This window comes from Bacillus sp. TSO22, from assembly GCF_020223595.1.
In the GTDB taxonomy this organism is placed as follows: domain Bacteria; phylum Bacillota; class Bacilli; order Bacillales; family Bacillaceae; genus Bacillus; species Bacillus inaquosorum.
In genome coordinates this window covers 108078-124812 of the sequence record NZ_JAHAWO010000004.1, presented here as the reverse complement: position 1 = coordinate 124812, position 16735 = coordinate 108078, and the positions used below count along the sequence as shown (strand labels likewise).

Annotated in this window: 21 protein-coding genes; 1 reads left to right on the top strand and 20 read right to left on the bottom strand. The window is 45.6% G+C overall.

Going from position 1 to position 16735, the window contains the following annotated elements:
* Positions 1–14: 14 nt before the first annotated feature.
* The 17 genes from atpD to spoIIR form a co-directional block, all read right to left on the bottom strand.
* On the bottom strand, positions 15–1436 hold the full coding sequence (gene atpD, locus KHQ79_RS05600; RefSeq protein WP_003235764.1) for a F0F1 ATP synthase subunit beta: 1422 nt from the start codon (positions 1434–1436) through the stop codon (positions 15–17).
* 25 nt (positions 1437–1461) lie between these two features.
* The gene (gene atpG / locus KHQ79_RS05595) at positions 1462–2325 is read right to left on the bottom strand and encodes an ATP synthase F1 subunit gamma (RefSeq protein ID WP_003235766.1); all 864 of its coding nucleotides are present in this window, start codon (positions 2323–2325) and stop codon (positions 1462–1464) included.
* Positions 2326–2401: 76 nt separating this feature from the next.
* A complete protein-coding gene (gene atpA / locus KHQ79_RS05590; RefSeq protein ID WP_003235768.1) occupies positions 2402–3910 on the bottom strand; it encodes a F0F1 ATP synthase subunit alpha in 1509 nt (502 codons plus the stop codon).
* Between the two features lie 16 nt (positions 3911–3926).
* Entirely contained in the window at positions 3927–4472 is a 546-nt protein-coding gene (locus KHQ79_RS05585) for a F0F1 ATP synthase subunit delta (protein ID WP_019259728.1), read from the bottom strand.
* Positions 4469–4981, bottom strand: coding sequence for a F0F1 ATP synthase subunit B (atpF, locus tag KHQ79_RS05580; RefSeq protein WP_003235774.1), 513 nt, complete (start codon positions 4979–4981; stop codon positions 4469–4471). Before atpF ends, KHQ79_RS05585 begins: the two co-directional genes overlap by 4 nt.
* 162 nt (positions 4982–5143) lie before the next feature.
* Entirely contained in the window at positions 5144–5356 is a 213-nt protein-coding gene (atpE, locus tag KHQ79_RS05575) for a F0F1 ATP synthase subunit C (protein WP_003151167.1), read from the bottom strand.
* A gap of 45 nt (positions 5357–5401) precedes the next feature.
* Entirely contained in the window at positions 5402–6136 is a 735-nt protein-coding gene (gene atpB / locus KHQ79_RS05570) for a F0F1 ATP synthase subunit A (RefSeq protein ID WP_003235776.1), read from the bottom strand.
* Between the two features lie 7 nt (positions 6137–6143).
* Positions 6144–6527, bottom strand: coding sequence for an ATP synthase subunit I (atpI, locus tag KHQ79_RS05565; RefSeq protein WP_003221899.1), 384 nt, complete (start codon positions 6525–6527; stop codon positions 6144–6146).
* A 419-nt stretch (positions 6528–6946) separates the two neighbouring features.
* Positions 6947–7576 (bottom strand): uracil phosphoribosyltransferase, encoded by a 630-nt coding sequence (gene upp / locus KHQ79_RS05560; protein ID WP_003235778.1) that lies wholly within the window; start codon positions 7574–7576, stop codon positions 6947–6949.
* A gap of 134 nt (positions 7577–7710) precedes the next feature.
* Complete coding sequence (gene glyA / locus KHQ79_RS05555) at positions 7711–8958, bottom strand: serine hydroxymethyltransferase (RefSeq protein WP_003235780.1); 1248 nt, start codon at positions 8956–8958, stop codon at positions 7711–7713.
* 207 nt (positions 8959–9165) lie between these two features.
* Positions 9166–9708: a TIGR01440 family protein gene (locus KHQ79_RS05550; RefSeq protein ID WP_133485653.1), complete on the bottom strand. Its 543-nt coding sequence runs from the start codon at positions 9706–9708 to the stop codon at positions 9166–9168.
* A 12-nt stretch (positions 9709–9720) separates the two neighbouring features.
* On the bottom strand, positions 9721–10170 hold the full coding sequence (rpiB, locus tag KHQ79_RS05545; RefSeq protein WP_029316922.1) for a ribose 5-phosphate isomerase B: 450 nt from the start codon (positions 10168–10170) through the stop codon (positions 9721–9723).
* 157 nt (positions 10171–10327) lie between these two features.
* Positions 10328–10780, bottom strand: coding sequence for a low molecular weight protein arginine phosphatase (locus tag KHQ79_RS05540; RefSeq protein ID WP_225514352.1), 453 nt, complete (start codon positions 10778–10780; stop codon positions 10328–10330).
* Positions 10781–10855: 75 nt separating this feature from the next.
* Positions 10856–11413, bottom strand: coding sequence for a manganese efflux pump MntP (locus KHQ79_RS05535; RefSeq protein WP_003235788.1), 558 nt, complete (start codon positions 11411–11413; stop codon positions 10856–10858).
* A gap of 78 nt (positions 11414–11491) precedes the next feature.
* Positions 11492–12532 carry an L-threonylcarbamoyladenylate synthase gene (locus KHQ79_RS05530; RefSeq protein ID WP_225514351.1) on the bottom strand — a complete coding sequence of 347 codons (1041 nt, stop codon included), beginning with the start codon at positions 12530–12532 and terminating at the stop codon, positions 11492–11494.
* 150 nt (positions 12533–12682) lie between these two features.
* The gene (locus KHQ79_RS05525; protein ID WP_032731818.1) at positions 12683–13132 is read right to left on the bottom strand and encodes a GNAT family N-acetyltransferase; all 450 of its coding nucleotides are present in this window, start codon (positions 13130–13132) and stop codon (positions 12683–12685) included.
* 66 nt (positions 13133–13198) lie between these two features.
* Complete coding sequence (gene spoIIR / locus KHQ79_RS05520; protein ID WP_003235794.1) at positions 13199–13873, bottom strand: stage II sporulation protein R; 675 nt, start codon at positions 13871–13873, stop codon at positions 13199–13201.
* Positions 13874–14014: 141 nt separating this feature from the next.
* Between spoIIR and KHQ79_RS05515 the strand changes: the two genes are divergently transcribed.
* Complete coding sequence (locus tag KHQ79_RS05515) at positions 14015–14377, top strand: UPF0715 family protein (protein ID WP_060399714.1); 363 nt, start codon at positions 14015–14017, stop codon at positions 14375–14377.
* Positions 14378–14393: 16 nt separating this feature from the next.
* Here KHQ79_RS05515 and KHQ79_RS05510 read toward each other — a convergent pair whose 3' ends face one another.
* From KHQ79_RS05510 to prfA, 3 genes are all read right to left on the bottom strand, one after another.
* Positions 14394–14681: a DUF5316 family protein gene (locus tag KHQ79_RS05510; RefSeq protein WP_119914393.1), complete on the bottom strand. Its 288-nt coding sequence runs from the start codon at positions 14679–14681 to the stop codon at positions 14394–14396.
* Positions 14682–14742: 61 nt separating this feature from the next.
* Positions 14743–15609 (bottom strand): peptide chain release factor N(5)-glutamine methyltransferase, encoded by an 867-nt coding sequence (gene prmC / locus KHQ79_RS05505; protein ID WP_019259737.1) that lies wholly within the window; start codon positions 15607–15609, stop codon positions 14743–14745.
* Between the two features lies 1 nt (position 15610).
* Complete coding sequence (gene prfA, locus KHQ79_RS05500) at positions 15611–16681, bottom strand: peptide chain release factor 1 (protein ID WP_003235802.1); 1071 nt, start codon at positions 16679–16681, stop codon at positions 15611–15613.
* Between the last annotated feature and the right edge of the window lie 54 nt (positions 16682–16735).

The following is a 16735-nucleotide window of genomic DNA, read 5'->3' as shown; positions in this document are numbered from 1 at the left end:
CTCCTAGGACCAGATTAAACTTCTACACCCATTTCTTTTGCTTTCTCAACAACTTCTTCGATACGGCCTACAAGACGGAACGCATCTTCAGGAAGATGGTCGTATTTGCCGGCTAAGATTTCTTTGAAACCTTGAACCGTTTCTTTTACAGGCACGTAAGAACCTTTTTGTCCAGTGAACTGTTCAGCCACGTGGAAGTTTTGAGAAAGGAAGAACTGAATGCGGCGTGCGCGTTGAACGACAAGCTTGTCTTCATCACTCAATTCATCCATACCGAGAATCGCAATGATATCTTGAAGCTCTTTGTAACGCTGAAGTGTTGACTGTACTTCACGGGCAACCGCATAATGCTCTTCTCCGACAATTTCAGGAGCAAGGGCGCGTGATGTAGAAGCCAACGGATCAACCGCAGGGTAAATACCCATTTCAGTTAACTTACGCTCAAGGTTTGTTGTCGCATCCAAGTGAGCGAACGTAGTTGCCGGCGCCGGGTCAGTGTAGTCATCGGCAGGCACGTAGATCGCCTGGATAGATGTAACTGATCCAACGTTAGTAGACGTGATACGCTCTTGAAGCTGACCCATTTCAGTTGCAAGCGTCGGCTGATAACCAACCGCTGAAGGCATACGGCCAAGAAGGGCTGAAACCTCTGAACCCGCTTGTGTGAAACGGAAAATGTTATCGATGAAGAACAGTACGTCCTGTCCTTGTACATCACGGAAGTGCTCAGCCATTGTAAGGCCTGTCAAAGCAACACGCATACGTGCGCCCGGCGGCTCGTTCATTTGTCCAAATACCATGGCTGTTTTGTTGATTACGCCAGAGTCGCTCATTTCGTAGAAAAGGTCGTTCCCTTCACGAGTACGCTCCCCTACACCGGCGAATACAGAGATACCGCCGTGCTCTTGCGCGATGTTGTTGATTAATTCCTGGATTAATACGGTTTTACCTACACCGGCACCGCCGAACAACCCGATCTTACCGCCCTTGATGTATGGAGCAAGCAAGTCAACAACTTTAATACCTGTTTCAAGAATTTCAACTTCTGTTGAAAGCTGATCAAATGAAGGCGCCTGTCTGTGAATTGGATCCTTTTTCGCATCCGCAGGGACTGGCTCATTCAAATCAATATTTTCTCCGAGTACGTTAAATACACGGCCGAGTGTTACATCACCAACTGGTACTGAGATTGGCGCTCCTGTATCAACAGCTTCCATTCCGCGCTGAACACCATCCGTAGATGCCATTGCGATTGTACGGACTGTATCATCGCCTAAATGAAGAGCGACCTCAAGCGTTAAATCAATACCTACTTCATTTTCACTTGCAGCTGGCTGTGAAATTTTAATCGCATTATAAATTTCAGGCAAATGACCGTCTTCAAAACGCACGTCGACGACCGGTCCTAATACCTGGCTAACGCGTCCTTTCTTCATCGCTATCCCTCCTGACAAAATCTTTCTATTCTAAAGCGGCTGCTCCGCCGACAATTTCCGTAATTTCTTGTGTGATGGCTGCTTGGCGAGCGCGGTTGTAAGAAAGCGAAAGTGAATCGATAAGTTCCTTCGCGTTGTCTGTCGCGTTTTTCATCGCCGTCATTCTTGCAGCGTGCTCACTTGCTTTACTGTCAAGAAGCGCACCAAAGATTAAGCTTTCTGCATATTGAGGAAGCAAAACCTCCAGAACCTCCTCTTCAGACGGTTCAAATTCATAAGACGCCGTTCTCTTTCCGCCGCCGCTGCCCAAATCAGATAACGGCAGAAGTTTTTTCTCCGTTACTTCTTGAGAAATGGCGCTGACGAAATGGTTATACACAAGGTGCAATTCATCAAACGCACCATCTATAAACATTTGGATCGTTTGTCGGGCAAGGTCCTTAATTTCTGTAAACGTTACTTCATCACCAAGTCCTGTTAACTCAGAAATGATCGGAATCTCACGTTTCTTAAAGAAATCACGGCCTACTCTTCCGATGACGATCACCGCATACTCATCCTTAGACTGATGACGTTCTTGCATGGCCTGATAAGCACTTCGTAAAACCGAACTGTTAAAAGCGCCGGCAAGACCGCGGTCAGACGTAATGACAAGGTATGCCGTCTTTTTCACTTCTCTGCTGAGAAGCATCGGATGCTTTACGTTGCCGGAAACTCTCCCGACATTTGACACAACCTCTTGGATCTTATCCATATATGGCACAAATGATTTTGCGTTGTTTTCTGCACGATTCAGCTTAGCCGCAGATACCATCTGCATGGCTTTTGTAATCTGGCTCGTTTTTTTTGTTGACGTGATCCTTGACTTAATATCGCGTAATGAGGCCAAAGATTTCACCACCTTTTCTCTTCATCTGCGTAAAAAGAGAGAAAAAGAGAACCTTTTTCTCTCATCAGCATTCGAGTTAGTTGCTTGGTGCAAATGTGCGTTTGAAGCCTTCGATTGCAGCATTGAAGTCTTCATCAGCAGGAAGGTTTCCTGTTTTCGCAATTCCGTCAAGCAGTTCTTTATGGTTTTGGTCAAGGTACATGTAGTACTCTTCTTCAAAACGTCTGATATCCGCTACAGGAATATCATCAAGATGTCCTTTTGTCAGCGCATAAAGAATGGCTACTTGCTTTTCAACCGGAAGCGGCTTGTTCAGATCTTGCTTCAGCACTTCAACTGTACGCGCACCGCGGTTCAGTTTCGCCTGAGTCGCCTGGTCGAGGTCAGATCCGAATTGAGCGAATGCTTCCAGCTCACGGTATGACGCAAGGTCAAGACGCAAAGTTCCTGATACTTTTTTCATCGCTTTGATTTGCGCTGAACCGCCGACACGGGATACAGACAATCCGGCGTTGATCGCTGGACGTACGCCTGAGAAGAACAAATCAGATTGCAGGAAGATCTGTCCGTCGGTGATGGAAATTACGTTCGTCGGAATATAAGCAGAGATATCTCCGGCTTGTGTTTCTACGAACGGCAGAGCTGTAATTGATCCTGCGCCTTTCGCATCGCTAAGCTTTGCTGCACGCTCAAGAAGACGGGAATGAAGGTAGAATACATCCCCAGGGAACGCTTCACGGCCTGGCGGACGGCGAAGAAGCAAGGACAGCTCACGGTAAGCAGCCGCTTGTTTAGAAAGATCATCGTATACCACAAGAACGTGCTTGCCGCTGTACATAAATTCTTCTGCCATTGTAACCCCTGCATACGGAGCCAGGTACAGAAGCGGTGCCGGCTGTGACGCAGACGCCGTTACAACGATTGTATAATCAAGCGCGCCGTGCTTACGCAATGTTTCTACTACGCCGCGGACTGTTGATTCTTTTTGACCGATCGCAACGTATACGCAGATCATGTCTTGGTCTTTTTGGTTCAGGATCGCATCGATCGCAACAGATGTTTTACCTGTTTGACGGTCACCGATGATCAGTTCACGCTGGCCGCGTCCGATTGGGATCAGTGCATCGATAGCTTTAATACCAGTTTGAAGCGGTTCATGAACGGATTTACGGTCCATAACGCCTGGTGCAGGGCTTTCGATCGGACGAGTTTTGCTTGTGAGGATCGGGCCAAGTCCGTCTACTGGCTGACCTAATGGGTTCACAATACGGCCGATTAATTCTTCACCGACAGGAACCTCCATGATGCGGCCTGTTCTTTTTACTTCGTCTCCCTCACGGATCTCACTGAAAGGTCCTAAGATGACGATACCTACGTTTGATTCTTCAAGGTTTTGAGCCATACCCAAAACACCGTTTGAAAACTCGACAAGTTCACCGGCCATACAGTTGTCAAGGCCGTGTACACGAGCAATACCGTCACCGACTTGGATGACTGTACCTACGTCTTGAACTTCAATATCAGATTGATAATTTTGTATTTGCTGTTTTATCAGCGTGCTAATCTCTTCAGCTTTGATGCTCACTTAGGTTTCACCCCTTCTATCGATTTTCCCCGGCTAGTTGACGTTCAATGCGCTGAAGCTTTCCGCTTACGCTGCCGTCAAAAATCCGGTTTCCAATGCGGACTTTAATGCCGCCTATTAAATCCGTCTGCACTTCATTTCTGATTCTGAGTGAAGCGACTCCGGCTTTATTTGCAAACACTTGTGATAATGATGCAATCTCCGCATCCGTCAGCGGTTTCACTGAATATACGATTGCGTCTTCTGTTTGGCGAGCCTCATTTGCGAGTTTAATAAACTCATCTGTGAGATCAGGCACAATCGCTGCCCGATGGCGGTCAATCAAAAGAAAAATCGTATTGAGCACGGACTGTGACAAAGAGCCAAATGCATTCTGAATCAGCTCTTTTTTCTTCGCAGCCGGCACCTTCGGATGGTTTAACACATCATTAAGCGCTTTTTCATTTTGAAATACTTGTTTTACAACGGTTAGCTCTTCTTCTACTTGATTCAGCTGAGCGGACTCATTGGCAATATCAAAAAGAGCTGACGCATATCGTTTTGAGACAGCTGATCCACTCATCGGCTTTCTCCTACCTCTTTAAGATAGTCCTGGATCAATTTCTCTTGAGCTTGTTCATCCAGTTCTTTTTCAATCACTTTCGATGCAATCATGACAGAAAGAGACGCTACTTGCTCACGGAGAGCAGAAACCGCCTGTTCTTTTTCCTTCACGATTTCAGTTCTTGCTGCTTCTTTCAGACGTTCAGATTCTGCACGTGCAGCCTGAATAATCTCTTCTTTTTGCTTATCTCCCAGTTTCTTTGCGTTTTCGATAAGAGTTTGGGATTCCTGTCTTGCTTCTTTTAAAAGAACGCGCTGCTCTTCAATCAGCTGCTGCGCTTCTTTATTTTTTTCTTCAGCAGACGTAATTTCTCCAGCGATGTGGTCTTCACGCTGTTTCATTATGTTTAATAGCGGCCCTAAAGCGTATTTCTTCAGAAGCGCTAATAAGATTAACATAGCTAACAGTTGGAACAGGATATCTCCGCCGTTAAACGAAAATCCTAGTTCAAGTGGTAATTGAGACATCTACTACGGCAACTCCCTTCTGCAGGTTTTTCTTTGCTGATCCAGCAGCCGCACTTGTCTCTTTTCAGACGGCAAGGCGGGATGCTTATCAGACATAAAGCAATGGCGAAGGTTCTCTTGGAATGATCTTCGCCATTTTTAGTTCATATAAGGCTTTTATGCTTAGCCAAAGAACGCTAAGAATGCGATAACGACAGCGATAATAGGAAGGGCTTCAACTAATGCGATACCCATGAACATAAGAGTTCTAAGTTCTTTACCTGCTTCCGGCTGACGGGCAATCCCCTCTACCGTACGTGAAACAATCAAACCGTTACCAATACCTGCACCAAGTGCGCCTAAACCAATTGCAATCGCAGCTGCTATTAAATTCATGAAAAAGTTCCTCCTTTAAAATGTTATCCGTTTGGATATAATGTTTTAATGATCATGACTGATTTTATGAGACATGTACACCATCGTCAGCATTGTAAAGATAAACGCTTGGATGGCACCTATAAATAAACTGAATGCCTGCCATGCCAGCATCGGCAGAATGGCGCCGAGTGTACCGACAAGACCGAGAGCCACGCTTTGTGAATAATGGCTTGTCGCCAATCCCGCAAGCAGGCCGAGAAGAATCTCACCGGCGAAGATGTTACCATAAAGCCGCAACCCGAGAGTCAGCGTATTCGCAAACTCTTCGATGATTTTCATCGGGAGCATGAATGGAACAGGTCTTAAATAGTCTTTGGAATATTCCTTGAGTCCTTTCATCTTCACACCATAGTAATGGGATAAAGCAACAACCATCACGGCTAGCGTTAATGTAATGGCAGGATCGGCTGTCGGAGATTTCCACCAGAGCTCATGTCCGATTGTAATAGAGAACGGCAGCCCCAGCATATTCGACACAAATATGTACATCAGCAATGTGACACCAAGTGCCAAGAAGTTAGCCCCTGTTTTCAAATCCATTGTACTGCCGATAATATTGCGGACGAAATCAACAACCCATTCCATAAAATTCTGGGCTTTTCCGGGACGGATCGAAAGCGTTCTTGTCGTTAATATAGCAATCAATAAAACAATCACACTCGCCACAGTAATCATCAGAATGTTTGTCAGATTAAAAGTAAGACCTAGAAATTCAATAGTTCTGTATTCATGATTCAAAGGGTTTTCACCTCTCTTCCATTGATGAACGTTTAAGCTGGATAAAGGAATCTATCATAATGACAGGGTATATTGTCATTAATCCAATAACTGTACTTGCCATATGAAAATGCTCGGGATTTTTATAGGCGACAGCCGCAGCAAGAATCGCATTGCACCACCGCGCTGCGCTCCCAAGAGATCGTATGGACTTTCCTTTCTCAACGGCTCTGTCAAAGGCGTTCATTCTCCTGACGAGCAGTAAAAAATTAAACAAACTGAAAACAGTTCCCAGAATAAGGCCTAAAAAAACGGTTTTATACGCTGTTAAACCATAACCCAGTACATACACTGCCAAAATGAACAATAAGTATTTGCGTTGTCTGCTAAATGTAAGCTTGGGATCGTCCATCAATTATCTGTCTCCTGATGAAAAAATAATGTATAGCTTAGATACGGCATAAATCAGCGGTTAACCCTAGTAGAAGACCTTTTTTGTCCGGCAAAACGGGCCTGTTCGAAAAAATCATTCATCCGCAAGCCTTGCAGGGATGCTGTTTCATTCGCTTAAATAAATCCTCATAATACGGGTTTGCTGAGAGGATTTACATTGAGGATGAGGACTATAATGAAAGCTATGAAAACCTTCTCATAATACCCTCGTTTAGCATACAATAGCCCCTAACATGTGTCAATCTGTTTAAAGTTAAAAAACTTTTTATACTTTACGTCTCCACAGAATGTTCACATTTTCACCTATAATTGTATACAGATTCACCGAATAGCAAATAACTGGATAAAAAAAGAAACCCCCTTTCGGGAGTTTTCCTTTTATTTTGTTCCAAACATACGGTCTCCTGCATCTCCGAGACCGGGAACGATATAACCTTTTTCATTTAATTTTTCATCAAGGGCCGCGATGTAAATATCCACGTCTGAATGATGCTTCTGCAATTCTTCCACACCTTCAGGCGCAGCTACGAGACACATGAAACGGATGTTTTTCGCACCGCGTTTTTTCAGGCTGTTAATCGCTTCAACTGCGGAACCGCCTGTAGCCAGCATCGGGTCAACCACGATGAATTCACGCTCTTCCACATCAGAAGGAAGCTTCACATAGTATTCCACGGGTTTTAAGGTTTCAGGATCACGGTACAGACCGACATGTCCCACTTTTGCCGCAGGGATAAGTTTTAAGATGCCTTCAACCATTCCTAAACCTGCTCTGAGAATAGGAACAACACCGAGTTTTTTCCCTGAGATGACTTTCGATTTCGCAGTCTGAACCGGTGTGTTGATATCCACTTCCTCTAGAGGGAGATCACGGGTAATTTCAAACGCCATAAGAGTGGCTACTTCGTCTACAAGCTCTCTAAAATCCTTCGTGCCTGTCTCTACATTCCGAATATATGTCAGCTTGTGCTGAATTAAAGGATGATCAAATACATAAACCTTTCCCATACAGTGTTTCAGCTCCTTTTTTATTGTCCCATCGACAATTTCACACTTCTATTGATTCTACAAAAAAAGACATTGAGTTTCAAGGACATCGTCAAAAAACCCGCCGGGCATAAGCCCGAGCGGGTTTTTCAATCTTAGTAATCTAATTCTTTATATAGAGGGAACTTGCCAGTCAGAGCAGCTACGCGCTGTCTTGCTTCTTCAAGTTTTCCTTCATCTTCGTGGTTTTTCAATGCAAGCGCAATGATGGCACCGACTTCATCCAATGCATCTCCGTCAAAACCGCGGCTTGTCACAGCAGCTGTACCAAGACGGATACCGCTTGTTACGAAAGGTTTTTCCGGATCGTATGGAATTGCGTTTTTGTTAGACGTAATACCGATTTCATCAAGCACATGCTCTGCAACCTTACCTGTCAGTCCGAGAGAACGAAGGTCAACAAGGATCAGGTGGTTGTCAGTTCCACCTGAAACGAGCTGGATGCCCTCTTTCGTTAACGCTTCAGCCAGGCGTTTTGCATTTGAAATGACGTTTTGTGCATATGTTTTGAAATCGTCCTGCAATACTTCGCCGAATGAAACAGCTTTTGCGGCAATAACGTGCATCAGCGGGCCGCCTTGAATTCCAGGGAAGATCGATTTATCAATTTTCTTGCCGAACTCCTCACGGCAAAGGATCATACCGCCACGAGGTCCGCGAAGTGTTTTATGTGTTGTTGTTGTAACGAAATCAGCGTAAGGAACCGGGTTTGGATGAAGGCCTGCCGCAACAAGTCCTGCGATATGCGCCATATCCACCATGAAGTAAGCGCCGACTTCATCAGCAATTTCACGGAATTTCTTAAAGTCGATTGTACGAGGATACGCACTTGCTCCTGCTACGATAAGCTTCGGCTTATGGGCAAGGGCTTTTTCACGCACGTCATCGTAATCAATATATTGAGTTTCTTTATCTACGCCGTACTCAACAAAGTTATATTGAACACCGCTGAAGTTGACTGGACTTCCGTGTGTTAAATGGCCGCCGTGGGAGAGGTTCATCCCAAGTACAGTATCGCCTTGCTCCAAAATCGTGAAGTACACTGCCATGTTTGCTTGTGCGCCTGAATGCGGCTGAACGTTTACATGCTCCGCTCCAAAGATCTCTTTCGCGCGGTCACGAGCGATATCTTCAACAACATCGACGTGCTCACATCCGCCGTAGTAGCGTTTGCCCGGATATCCTTCAGCGTATTTATTTGTCAAAACAGATCCTTGTGCTTCCATAACCGCTTCACTTACAAAGTTCTCAGAAGCAATCAATTCGATCTTAGTCTGTTGGCGTTCACGCTCATTTTTAATGGCGTTAAACACTTGTTCGTCTTGCGCAGGTAAATGTTTCATCAGCGAGATCCTCTCCTATCCGTATCCTGTTCTTTGTTTTTACCACCACTATTGTACATGGTTTTTTAGGCCGATGTAAAAGATTATTTTTAAAAAATCAAAATTTTTATTGGTAAAAACGAATATTGATAACTTAAATTTAAATTAAAGTTCGGGATTTATTTCACTGCCTTAAAAATAAAAGAAAAGACTGGCCACGCAGTCCTTTCATTCGCACCCATAAACCGCCCGCACTCCGCCGATCAGTTTCGGCCGCGTGCGCGCTAATGTCACATGTGCTGACCCAAGACTGTTTTGAGCAACACGCACAGGGACAGCTACCGGCTTCAGATGCATGCCGATAAATGTATCGCCGATGTCTATTCCGGCGTCAGCCTGAATGGTTTCGACAAGAACAGGAGACTTCATCTGCTTAAACGCATAAGCAGCCATCGCCCCGCCCGCTTTTGGAACTGGTACAGCAGAAACGGCCGGAAGCCTAAACAGCTGAGCCGTCTCCTCTTCAACTACAAGCGCTCTGTTCAAATGCTCACAGCATTGAAATGCCAGATGGATACCCGTTATTTCCTTGAGCTCAGCAAGTCCGCTGTAGATGCTTTCCGCAATGTCTTCGCTGCCTGATGTTCCGATCCGGCTGCCGGCCACTTCACTCGTGCTGCATCCAAGGACAAAGAGCTGATCTTGTTTCAATCCTGCTTGTTCCTGAAACTCAGACAGCATCGTCTTCCACGTTTGTTTGATCTCACTCATCGAACAGCACCCCTACAGGTTTTTCTCTTCATAATCTGAGATTTTTCCGATGCGCTTTTGATGTCTTCCGCCGGTAAACTCTGTAGTCAGCCAGATTTCTGCGATTTCCCGCGCCAAACCGGGGCCAATCACCCGTTCACCCATCGCGAGGATGTTTGTGTCATTGTGCTCTCTCGTTGCCTTTGCGCTGAATGTATCGTGCGCCAGCGCGCAGCGGATGCCTTTGACTTTATTAGCGGAAATGCTCATGCCGATTCCTGTCCCGCAAATTAATATGCCTCTGTCAACTTCGCCGCTAACCACTTTTTCGGCCACCGGAAAAGCATAATCCGGATAATCGACAGATCCGCTGCCGCAGTCACAGCCCATATCAATATATTCAATTTGCAATTCGTCCATTAACTCTTTGATTTCATTTCGAATGTGAACGCCGCCATGATCCGATGCTATGGCTACTTTCATCAGCTTTTCCTCCCCAGCGTGTGTGATGCGGCCCGCCCGCTTTGTTGACCGCGCAGCCTGTCCGCTCTTTGATTCACACCATATGATGTGCTTTTCACTATATTCTACTCCTTCACGCAGGATTTGCAAATGACCTGTTTGCAGATTTTCTGACAACTTACCTGCTGTCTTTTTTCAGCTGTTTTGCCAGCTGCCGAAGAAGATCTTCAAGCTCATCTCTCGTTTGTTTATAGATGTCAATTGAGCCACCAAACGGATCAATGACATCCCCATAGCTGCCTGTGACGTATTCTTTTAGCGTAAATACTTTATCACGATAACGTCCAAAATGGCTGACAATGATCTGTTTGTGCTGATGGGTCATAGCCAGAACCAAATCAGCCGCTTCCATATGTTCTTCAGTTAATGGAGAAGATACATGATTAAGGGCAATGTGTTTTTCAAACAGCGCTTCGACTGCATGAGGCGTCGCTCTCGCATTAAGCGAAGCAAACACGCCTGCCGAGCGGACACTGACATTCAGCCCTTCCGCTTCTGCAATTGATTTAAAAAGCGCCTCAGCCATTGGGCTGCGGCACGTATTTCCAGTACAGACAAAAATAATGTTCATGTCAGTCACCCCTTATTTTTCTCTATTATATATGAAGAAAAAAGAAACGGCGACTTCGTTTCTTTTATTGGTATATTAAATTGGCAAAAGCAGCTTTAGGCCGAATGCGATTAATATGATGCCCCCGAGCGCTTCGCTGTATGTGCCAAGCCATGACTGCACTTGTTTTCCGATCAGCAGGCCCAGCCATGTCAAAATCATGCTGAACAGCCCAAACAAGGTAATTGTGAGGAGCGGATGCGAGCCGTATATCCCCAAGCTCAAACCAACGGAGAAGCTGTCAAGGCTGACGCCGACGGCAAACAGCAATAAGCCCGGCCCTGCCGGCGACATAAGTCGTTCTTCTGACTGTTTAAAAGAAGCCATAAGCATTTGAACCCCAAGAACAAAAAGCAGCGAACCCCCGATATAAACCGCTAACACGCCGAGGAGCCCTGACAGCATGTTACCGGCCGCCATCCCCCCGAGAGGCATGATAACGTGAAAGAGGCCGATGATAAAACCAATATAGAATATCTGCTTTTTTCTGAGTTTGACCATGCCCATTCCGAGACCGACAGAAAAAGCATCCATCCCTAAAGCAAACGCCATGATGCTTAATGTAATCAGTTCGCCTATGAACAAATCCGACATACATAAATAACCCCCTTGGACACGCCCCGCTTTTTTAGCCTATGCGTGTCCAAAAAGGGTTAGAACATCTGACTGTGTTCAGCGAATCACTCTTCCTCCGGCGGCTTTCATCAGCCTGTTCATAATGGCGAGTCCGACGCCAGTGTCCGGAAAGGATTCTGCGATAATAAAATCCACCTTCTTCTCATCAAAGCTGCGTAAAGCATCATACAGCCCTGCCGCAACAGTCTCAAGCTGAGCCCGTCTGCCGCAGTTCTTCACATAATCAGCGGAATAAACGCCCGCGTTTTCTTCTGTCGTCAGGACACCGACCCGTCTGCCGCCCTGTTGATATTCTTGAATGAGAAGCTGAATGCGCTCCGGGCTACCTTCGCAAATCGCTAGCGGCGCTGTCGGCGCGTAATGTGTGTATTTCATCCCCGGGGAAATCGGCTTCTCATTTTGATCGCTGAGCCCTTTATCCACAAGGATCGGTCCGATCTCCGCTTCAATTTGTTCTTTCGTAATGCCGCCTGGGCGCAGGAGAACAGGGATGTCGCCAGCACATGAAAGTACGGTTGATTCGACCCCAATCCCGGTAGGGCCTCCGTCCATAATTCCGGCTATGCGGCCATCCAAGTCATAGGCCACATGTTCCGCCTTTGTCGGACTTGGCTTCCCTGATAGATTGGCGCTCGGTGCTGCAATCGGCAACCCCGACTCGCGAATCAACGCAAGAGCAAGCGGATGATCCGGCATTCGAATGGCAACCGTTTCAAGCCCTGCCGTTACACGAGGTGAGAGTGCACCAGGTTTGCAAGGTAGAATGAGCGTGAGTGCTCCCGGCCAAAACCGTTTTATCAATGTTTTCGCTTTTTCCGGCGCTGGACCCGTTAAATCATCAAGCTGGCTAATGTCCGCAATGTGGACAATCAGGGGATTATCGCTCGGCCGCCCTTTCGCTTCATATATTTTTTTGACGGCATCTGTGCTTTTCGCGTTTGCGCCGAGGCCGTATACCGTTTCTGTCGGGAACGCAACAACCTCATTTTCCCGGAGCAAAGCGGCTGCTTGTGCAATTTGTGGATCATTTGTGGATAACTCATCAGTTACATCCACAAACCATCTTTTCGTTTTCATTTCTGACCAAACTCCTTATTCACAACAATAAAACGATAGTTTTACGCGTGTAATCCTTTTGAAAGTATAAAAGATGTCCTATAATAAAACAAGCGTTATCCACAAATTGTGGACAACGCTAATGAAGAAGTGGATAAGTATGTGTATAAATCAAACTGATCCAGACGCTTTTTTCATCAAGACGGCCCCTTCTGTTTGCCGCGATTCACAGAAATGATCAGAAGAAAACAGCTCTTCCGGTACACTTTCAGCTCGTTCAAACCCCATGGCCGTCAGGAAATCAGCAGAGGAATGCTGATTCGCTATTAAGTATACTGTTTTGATCTGATGCTTTTCGCACAGCAGTTCCATGCTCTGAAAGAGCGTCACAATATGGCCTTGGTGAAGCTTGTCCGATATCACAAGTGATCGCAGCAGCCCTTGATCACAGCTGATTTTTTCAATTCCGAGACATCCGGCAATGTTTTTCTCGCTGTCCTCCAGCATAAGAAACTGGGTGAAGCCTTCTTTCACGCCTTCATAATTGGTTTTCGCCTGTTTTAGAAATTCCTCGAGCACATCTCCGTCTTTTTCCCTTGCCACCCGCAGTTGATAAAACATCCGTTCACCCCGTTTTTGCATTCTTTCTTCCAATCTATGAGGCAAATCTATTTTTAGACCAGGTGATTAGGAAAAAAGGTCGGAAATCCATTCGACTAAGAAGAATTTCACTTCTGTGCCGTCTTCATTCTCTTCCTTCTCTTCTTTTTTGGCTTTTTCCGCTTTAGCGGTTACGTCCTCAAGCACTTTTTCAGTCTGCTTTTTTGAGGCTTCTTGATCTTCTTGTTCTTTTACGGCTTCTCCGTTGGAAAAATCGAGAAAGCAGAGCGGCGGGAACAGCACACACCACCAGTTGGCGCCGTCTCCATTTCCAAGCGTAATCAGAATCGCTTCATACTCGCCAGCGGGATATACCATATTGCCGTAAAGCTTTGTCGGAAATGAGATTTTGTCAAAATCAACGGATATCGATTGGTTTGCTCCTTCTTCCTCCATTGTTTCCTTTGCAATTTCTTTGATTTCAGGAAGCTTTGAGCGAATCACACGCCGCGCTTCTTCTATAGAAGTGATATCCTCTACCCAGGTTGTGATTTCTTTATTGACCGCGTCTCTGATATGCCGCTTTAATTGCTGGTCCTGATTACTATCGCTGTTTGCCAATATTCTCAGGCGAATCGCCTCATCCGGTATGACCACCGGCTGATTTTCTGATTGCTGTGCCGTCTCTTCTTTTGCCAGCCCTACAAGTGCTCCGGATAATAAAAGAAAGATATATATACAAATGATTACTGTTTTTTTCATCGGTCCCCACCGTTCCTCTCCGTGCTTTATTTCTAGCCCTATTATGGACAAGGAGAGCCCGGGGTAAACGTGCAGAGTGAAAAAAATCTAGCAAGCTGTTAATCTTATTTATGGTACGATAGTGTTTTAGGAGGTTTAAAGATGAAATATAATTACACAGTGCTGTTATCAGCCTTCACGATGTCGGTTCTTTATTCAATTATTTATATCCATTCATTCATCATTGCCGCTCTCATAACGATGGCATTTTATTTTCTGTTCCCTTATTTGATATTCGCGCTGCCGCTTCAATTCATGATGAATAAAAAGCCGAAACGGTTCAGCCCTTTGTATCTGCTGTATTACCTTGTAGCAGCTTTTATTGCCAACGCGATCATTTTCGGCGTGCTGCAGCCTTCGGGACAATCTCTGCTTCAAAATATGGCCTTCTATCTTTTCGCTGTATTAACAGCTCTTGTCTATTGGATATGGGATTCTGTTTTACTCCAAAAAAAGGAAGCCTAAGAGGCTTCCTTTTTCATTAAAACAAAACCGTCAGCAAATAACATAGAATAGAAGGTATCGCCGCGACAAAGAAAGCAGCCGCCATTTTCAAGCGGGATGTACGGCCTTCTTTAGTTTCTGAATGGTAGTTTGCCCGCTGATCACTTCCGCTTACAGCCAAACCCGATGTGATGATCGCGAGCCCAATCAAAACGAGAGACGCAACCCCAAAAATCACTTCATATGAAAGAGCCTGCGGAAAAACGGTGCCAATCATGCTCTCAATCGCAATGAACAAGATTCCTGCTGTCAGGGCCTTTTTCATCCTTTACATCCCCTTTGCTGGTGTTAAAACAGCTTGATTCATCAACTCGCCAGTAAGCTGCTTATTTATTTTTATGAATCACAGCGCATATGGTTCTGTCTTTTCCGTTAATATCTTTCAGCACTTCCACTTCCGCATGTTTAAACGCCTTGAGGATCAGCTCTTTGACCGCTTCGCCCTGTTTCCATCCGATTTCAAAAACGACAAACACTTTCTCCTTCATGACAAGCGGGATGTCTTCCATAAACCGCTTATAAAATTTCAGCCCGTCTCCGCCATCAGTGAGAGCGTGCAGCGGCTCATGAAAACGGACAATCTCTGATAGATCAGCCATTTCTTCTTCTGAAATATAAGGAGGATTTGAGACGACAATATCCGCTTTTTTTCCTGCCTTAATAAAAGGCTCAAGCAAATCGCCCTGATAAAAGCGCACATCCGCTCCGAGCTTTTCCGCATTGGCAGAGGCGACTTGCAGCGCTTCTTTTGAAATATCAACCGCCGAAACCGAAAAGTTTTTGTTTTCAAGCGCAAGCGTGACAGCTATCGCGCCGCTTCCTGTCCCGACGTCAACGACATCAAGCCGCCCGTCTTCTGAAAAGACATGCTGATATTTTTCAAGCAGATGATAGACAACCTCTTCTGTTTCCGGCCGCGGGATCAGCACGTCATCATTCACCATAAATTCCCGTCCGTAAAAAAACTCTTTTCCGATAATGTACTGAACCGGGACGCCCTCTTTATGCATCTCAACGTGACGCGTAAAGCGATACAGTTCGTCTTCGCCAATCGGTTCCTGTAAGCTGGCGAGCAGCTTGCTTCTGTCCATTCCGGTATCATAAAGCAAAAGAAGCTCAGCCGCATTTTCTTCTCTTCCCGCTTCGGTTAAATAAGAAGAAGCCCATTTCAGGGCTTCAAATATCGTCTTCATCTTAACCTTCCGACTGCTGAAGCTTGCTTGCCTGATCTTCAACAATCAGCGCTTCAACCACTTCGTCAAGTTTTCCTTCAAGAATCTGATCAAGCTTTTGAATCGTCAGGCCGATTCTGTGATCCGTCACACGGTTTTGCGGGAAGTTGTATGTGCGGATACGCTCAGAGCGGTCACCTGATCCAACTGCTGATTTCCGTGTTTGATCATATTCAGCTTGGGCTTCCTGCTGAAATTTATCATAGATTCTGGCACGGAGAACCTTCATTGCTTTTTCTTTGTTCTTGATTTGAGATTTTTCATCCTGGCATGATACAACAACACCTGTCGGCAAATGCGTCAGACGAACGGCAGACATTGTTGTGTTAACGCTTTGTCCGCCCGGTCCGCTTGATGCAAACGTATCGACTCGGATATCCTTCTCATGAATGTCAACCTCTACCTCTTCTGCCTCAGGAAGACATGCTACTGTTGCAGTTGATGTATGGATACGGCCGCCTGATTCTGTTTCCGGAACACGCTGTACGCGGTGGGCGCCGTTTTCATATTTGAGTTTAGAATATGCGCCGCTACCCGTAATCATAAAGATGATCTCTTTGTAGCCGCCAGTTCCGGTTACACTCGCTTCCATGACCTCTGTTTTCCAGCCTTGAAGCTCGGCATAACGGGAATACATTCTGTACAGGCTGCCCGCGAATAAAGCGGCTTCCTCGCCTCCCGCAGCTCCGCGGATCTCCATGATAACGTTTTTGTCGTCATTAGGATCTTTCGGGATCAGGAGCACTTTCAGGCGTTCTGACAGTGTTTCCGTTTCCTTCTGAAGTTCAGAAATCTCTTCCTTCACCATGTCGCGCATCTCAGCGTCCAGCTTCTCTTCTAGCATCGCTTTTGCATCAGCCAGCTGTTCTGACGCATCTCTGTATTGTCTATATACGTCAACTGTTTCTTGTATATCAGATTGCTCTTTTGAATATTCTCTTAGCTTTTTCGGATCGTTGACTACTTCTGGATCGCTTAAAAGCTCATTTAATTTTTCGTATCGTTCTTCGATTGACTTTAAACGGTCTAACACGGTCTTCACCTCTGTTTTCCTGTGCGTAACATTCTCATTATAGTATAGTGATTA

Excerpts from the sequence above, each read along its gene's own strand:
- atpD (WP_003235764.1), bottom strand. The coding sequence starts at position 1,436 with ATGAAGAAAGGACGCGTTAGCCAGGTATTAGGACCGGTCGTCGACGTG.
- KHQ79_RS05585 (WP_019259728.1), bottom strand. The coding sequence starts at position 4,472 with ATGAGTGGATCAGCTGTCTCAAAACGATATGCGTCAGCTCTTTTTGAT.
- atpF (WP_003235774.1), bottom strand. The coding sequence starts at position 4,981 with ATGTCTCAATTACCACTTGAACTAGGATTTTCGTTTAACGGCGGAGAT.
- atpE (WP_003151167.1), bottom strand. The coding sequence starts at position 5,356 with ATGAATTTAATAGCAGCTGCGATTGCAATTGGTTTAGGCGCACTTGGT.
- atpI (WP_003221899.1), bottom strand. The coding sequence starts at position 6,527 with ATGGACGATCCCAAGCTTACATTTAGCAGACAACGCAAATACTTATTG.
- upp (WP_003235778.1), bottom strand. The coding sequence starts at position 7,576 with ATGGGAAAGGTTTATGTATTTGATCATCCTTTAATTCAGCACAAGCTG.
- glyA (WP_003235780.1), bottom strand. The coding sequence starts at position 8,958 with ATGAAACATTTACCTGCGCAAGACGAACAAGTGTTTAACGCCATTAAA.
- KHQ79_RS05550 (WP_133485653.1), bottom strand. The coding sequence starts at position 9,708 with ATGAGTGAGATCAAACAAACGTGGAAGACGATGCTGTCTGAGTTTCAG.
- rpiB (WP_029316922.1), bottom strand. The coding sequence starts at position 10,170 with ATGAAAGTAGCCATAGCATCGGATCATGGCGGCGTTCACATTCGAAAT.
- KHQ79_RS05540 (WP_225514352.1), bottom strand. The coding sequence starts at position 10,780 with ATGAACATTATTTTTGTCTGTACTGGAAATACGTGCCGCAGCCCAATG.
- KHQ79_RS05535 (WP_003235788.1), bottom strand. The coding sequence starts at position 11,413 with ATGTCGGATTTGTTCATAGGCGAACTGATTACATTAAGCATCATGGCG.
- KHQ79_RS05530 (WP_225514351.1), bottom strand. The coding sequence starts at position 12,532 with ATGAAAACGAAAAGATGGTTTGTGGATGTAACTGATGAGTTATCCACA.
- KHQ79_RS05525 (WP_032731818.1), bottom strand. The coding sequence starts at position 13,132 with ATGTTTTATCAACTGCGGGTGGCAAGGGAAAAAGACGGAGATGTGCTC.
- spoIIR (WP_003235794.1), bottom strand. The coding sequence starts at position 13,873 with ATGAAAAAAACAGTAATCATTTGTATATATATCTTTCTTTTATTATCC.
- KHQ79_RS05515 (WP_060399714.1), top strand. The coding sequence starts at position 14,015 with ATGAAATATAATTACACAGTGCTGTTATCAGCCTTCACGATGTCGGTT.
- KHQ79_RS05510 (WP_119914393.1), bottom strand. The coding sequence starts at position 14,681 with ATGAAAAAGGCCCTGACAGCAGGAATCTTGTTCATTGCGATTGAGAGC.
- prmC (WP_019259737.1), bottom strand. The coding sequence starts at position 15,609 with ATGAAGACGATATTTGAAGCCCTGAAATGGGCTTCTTCTTATTTAACC.